Annotated in this window: 1 protein-coding gene and 2 pseudogenes; 1 reads left to right on the forward strand and 2 read right to left on the reverse strand. The window is 63.0% G+C overall.

The window, feature by feature from the left end; translation table 11 throughout:
- Positions 1-18: 18 nt before the first annotated feature.
- Positions 19-957 (reverse strand): annotated as a pseudogene (locus AC1DUU_RS28815) (PIG-L family deacetylase); the annotation flags it as partial.
- A 25-nt stretch (positions 958-982) separates the two neighbouring features.
- Positions 983-2197: an ROK family protein gene (locus AC1DUU_RS28820; RefSeq protein WP_476786748.1), complete on the reverse strand. Its 1215-nt coding sequence runs from the start codon at positions 2195-2197 to the stop codon at positions 983-985.
- Between the two features lie 288 nt (positions 2198-2485).
- Between AC1DUU_RS28820 and AC1DUU_RS28825 the strand changes: the two are divergent.
- Positions 2486-2664, forward strand: a pseudogene (locus tag AC1DUU_RS28825) (extracellular solute-binding protein); the annotation flags it as partial.

Here is a 2664-nt window from a genome sequence, read left to right on the forward strand (position 1 = left end):
GCCTCAGCGGCAGCGGCCAAGGGCCTCAGCGGCAGCGGCCAAGGCTACCGCGGCTTCGCCAGACAGGTCTTTCGACTCCGCCAAGGCCGCGAGCGTTGCCGGSAGGGCGTCGAGCACCGATGTCTCGACCTTTGTACCGTTCGCGGCGAGCAGCAGGTGCAGAGGCCAGCGCGTCTCCGGCACGTCAGGCCAATGACCCATGCCCTGCGAGGCGTGGTAGTAGCGCGACCATTCGCCGATGCGGTCATATTCCGCGCCAGTCGCCGGTTCACGGCCGGGTGCGTCCACAACAACGGTGGCATCAGGTGGCGGCACTTCATCGTCATAGGTGTCGCCGCCGCCGGACCATGCTGGCAGGTAATATTTCGCCACCTGCCAGGGGCTCATGCCTTCCTTGAAATGCTCGGGGAAGGCTTCCGGGTCCGCTGCAAGCTTGATCGCTTTTTCGGCGGCGCGGGTCATGGCGCGGTGATGGCCATGCTGGCCGGGGACATCGAGGAAGGTCGGGATGACAATGTCGGGCCGTTCGCTGCGATAGTCGCGCACCAGTCGCTCGACAGTGCGCATCTCGCCCCAGCGGGTAAAGGTCTGGTCGCCGTCCTTGGAGAAGCCGAAATCATGCACCTCGTCGTCAGGGCCATGGCCGAGCCAGACGACGTCGGCATCGAGCTCGCGCGCGGCCTCCTCCATCTCGCGCGTGCGCATCATGCCGAGCACACCCAAACGCTCGGGTCCGAGCGAGTTCTGCCCGCCTTCGCCACGCGTCGAGCAGGCGACGATGACGCGCATGCCGAGACCGAGGCGGAACCAGGCGAGCATGCCGCTCTGCTCGTCGTCGGGATGCGCGCCGGTATTCATCATGGTGACGGTGGAATTCAAACGGCTGAGTGACCGGTGAAGCCTGACCAGCGAAGGGTTAGCCTTTTGTCTTTCAATACGTTCGCGAGCGCTCAGCATCTAGATCCTCCGGTATTTCAGTCTGCTATTCGGTATGCGCGGTGGCGGCTGTTTCGAGCTTGGGCGTGACCACCTCGAACAGCGGCAGCGCAGCGGCACCGAGTGCCGCCGTGTACTGCCCCGTCTGGCCGCGCATGACGCGGGGCAGGGCGCGGGTCCTGCGGCTGGCGACCGAGATCGGCAATGGTCCCATCCTCTCGATCAGCTCGTCGATGATCGCGTCGGGCAGCATGCCGCCGAGGATCACCGTTTCGGGATCGAGGATGTTTTCGATCATCGCGATCATGGGCGCGAGATAGGTCGCGGTCTCGTCCATCCACTCCAAAAGCACCGGATGGCGCTTGGCATGGAGCTCCGCGAAGTCGGCGAAATCGCAGTCGGGCATGCCGGCGTCGCAAAGCTTTTCACGCAGCGCATGGACCGAGGCGTAGCGCTCGAGGCAGCCACTTTGACCACACGGGCAAGCCCTGCCGCGCGGGACGACGACGACATGGCCGATTTCGCCGGCATTACCGAAGGCGCCACGGAACGGCGTGCCGTCCTGGATCATGCCAAGACCGAGGCCGGCACCAAAATAGACCATGCAGAAGCTGGAGATCGCATGGCCAGCGCCGAAGAAGCGCTCTCCGACGGCTGCGGCGTTGGCGTCGTTTTCCACCGTGACCGGCTCACCGCAGGCCTCGCTGAGCAGGCTCGCTGCATCGATATTGGCCCATCCCGGCAGCGTCGTGGGACCCACCGACGTCATGCCTTCGATCTCGAACGGGCCGGGCATGACCACGCCTATGCCGAGCAGCCGTGACTTGAACGTCGACCTTACGGTGTCGAGTTCGGCTCGCAGATGGGCGATGACCTGGCTCGGACTGGTATCGTTGACCGGCGTGATTCGCCTGGAGCGCGGCTGCCCCGACAGGTCGAGCACGGTCGCCACCATATGATCGGAGGCCATCTCGATGCCCATGGTCATGGCGCCATCGGGGTTGACGGCGAACTGGATTGGCGGCTGGCCGCGACCCGAACGCAGGCGCCCGGTCTCCATCAACAGGTTTTCACTGACCAGCTCATCAACGATATTGGCGATGGCCTGCGCTGTGAGATGCGTGAGCCTGGCGATATGCATGCGCCCCAAAGCGCCATTGCGGCGAACGACGTCGAGCACCACGCGACGGTTATGGTCGCGGCTGCGCTCGGGATTGTTACCCAAAGTGACCTGATGCGTGCTGCCCGGCTGAAACGCCATTTCGCTCATCCTGACCTCAGTTGCAAAATTGATAACGCGGAAGCCCCGAACCCCGCAACAGATTAATTCAAGTAAATTATCTTATTGACAAATGGCGTGCGGCAGGAAAGCGTATAGGCAGTGTGCGGGGAGGATCCGCAGCTTTGCTGGTGCCCGTTTTTTGTCGAGCGTGATCCGCTCGCGTCTGGCGGCATCGGATTCATGAGATGGCCGGGGCTTCGATTGCATGCGAGGCACGGTCCATGGGGATAATCACCGCCCGTAGCCCGGATTTTCCGGCGGGCGCAGATGGAGGTTTACATGCGTAGAGCAACCCTGTTTGCCGGACTGATCGCAGGATTCAGCACGCTGGCAATCAATGCGGCCCAGGCCGTCGAGATTGAATATTGGCAGTATGTCTTCGACTCGCGCGTCAAGGCGATGGACCAGCTGATCGAGAATTTCGAGAAGGCCAATCCAGATATCAC

Source organism: Aminobacter sp. P4_H6_2 (assembly GCF_056400805.1).

Coding starts and splice junctions, on each gene's coding strand:
- AC1DUU_RS28820 (WP_476786748.1), bottom strand. CDS start 2,197: ATGGCGTTTCAGCCGGGCAGCACGCATCAGGTCACTTTGGGTAACAAT.